This window comes from Streptomyces rubellomurinus (assembly GCF_000961885.1).
GTDB classification, from domain to species: Bacteria; Actinomycetota; Actinomycetes; order Streptomycetales; family Streptomycetaceae; genus Kitasatospora; species Kitasatospora rubellomurina.
Genome location: NZ_JZKH01000232.1, coordinates 1 through 1653 on the forward strand (window position 1 = coordinate 1; position 1653 = coordinate 1653).

The window sequence follows — 1653 nt, forward strand, 5'->3', positions numbered from 1 at the left end:
TTGGAGCAGCTGGTCGCCGGGCACGAGCGGGCGCGTCGGATCGACGTGGACTACGCCTCGCACGGCCCGCACGTCGAGGCGATCCGGGAGGAACTGCTCACCGCGCTGAGCGGGATCGCCCCGCAGGCGGCGGCCGTGCCGTTCCATTCCACGGTGACGGGCTCGTCGATCGACACCACGGGGTTGGACGCCGCGTACTGGTACACCAACCTGCGGCAGCCGGTGCGCTTCGCCGAGGCCGTCACCGGCCTGCTGGGGCAGGGCCTCGGGGCGTTCGTCGAGATCAGCGCGCACCCGGTGCTCGTCGTCGGGGTCGGCGAGTGCATCGAGCGCGGTGAGGGGAGTGCCGTCGCGCTGGGTACCCTGCGCCGGGACGAGGGCGGGACCGAGCGGTTCATGCGCGCGCTCGCCGAGGCCTGGACGCACGGCGTCCCCGTGGACTGGCGGCGTGCCTTCCCGGCCGACGCCCGGACCGTCCAACTCCCCACCTACGCCTTCCAGCGCCGCCGCTACTGGCTGGCGGGCAGCGGCGCCACGGCCGGGGACGCGGCCGGGCTCGGGCTCGCGGACGCCGGGCACCCGCTGCTCGGCGCGGCCGTCGCGGTCGCCGATGGCGGCGGCCACGTCCTCACCGGTCGGCTCTCGCTGCGCACCCACCCGTGGCTGGCCGACCACGCGGTCGCCGGGACCGTTCTGCTGCCGGGCACCGCGTTCGTGGAGCTCGCGGTGCGGGCGGGCGACGAGGCGGGGTGCGGGCGGCTGGACGAACTCACCCTGCACGAACCGCTGCTCCTCGGCCCGCAGGACGCGGTGGCGCTTCAGGTCGTCGTCGGCGGCGCGGACGACCGGGAACGGCGGTCCGTCGACGTCTACTCCCGGCCGGACGGCGCGCCCGCCGAGCAGCCGTGGGTGCGGCACGCCTCCGGCACGCTGGCCGGCTCCGCCTGTGGAACCGGAGCCGCCGACTGGGCCGTCTGCGACTGGCCACCCGCCGGTGCCGAACGCATCGAGCTGGACGGCCACTACCCGCGCCTCGCGGAGACCGGCTATGCGTACGGGCCCGCCTTCCAGGGCCTGATCGCCGCCTGGCGGCGCGGCGACGAACTCTTCGCCACCGTGCGGCTGGACGGCGAACAGCGCGACGGCGCGAGCCGGTACGCCCTGCACCCCGCGCTGCTCGACGCCGCCCTGCATGCCGTGCTGCTGGACGACGACGCGGACCGGGTGGACGGGGTGCGGCTCCCGTTCAGCTGGTCGGGCGTCACCGTGGCGGCCGGCGGCGCGGCTACCGCCCGGGTGCGGATCGCCCGTTCGGAGGGCGATGCGGTGTCGATCTGGCTCGCGGACGACGCGGGCCGCCCGGTGGCCTCGGTCGAGTCGCTGGCGTTGCGGCCCGTCACCGAGGACCGGCTCCGCGCCGCCGGGCGGGTGGGCGAGGACCTGTACCGGGGGGTGTGGGGGCCGGTGGTGGTGGCGGGTGGGGAGTTGGTGGGGCGGTGGGCGGTGGTGGGGGCGTCGGTGGATGCCTCGTGGGGGGCGTTGGGGCTGGTGTGGCGGGGGTTGGGTGAGGTCGGTGCGGCGGATGTCGTGGTGGCGGTGTGTGGCGGCGGTTCTGCTGCCGAGGTGGTTGCGTGGGTGTTGGGGTTGGTGCAG

The 1653-nt window shown here is 76.1% G+C and carries 1 protein-coding gene; it reads left to right on the forward strand.

What is annotated here, in order from left to right; genetic code table 11:
- Positions 1–1653: polyketide synthase dehydratase domain-containing protein (locus tag VM95_RS37475; RefSeq protein ID WP_157882309.1), on the forward strand; the 1653-nt coding region annotated here is incomplete at both ends.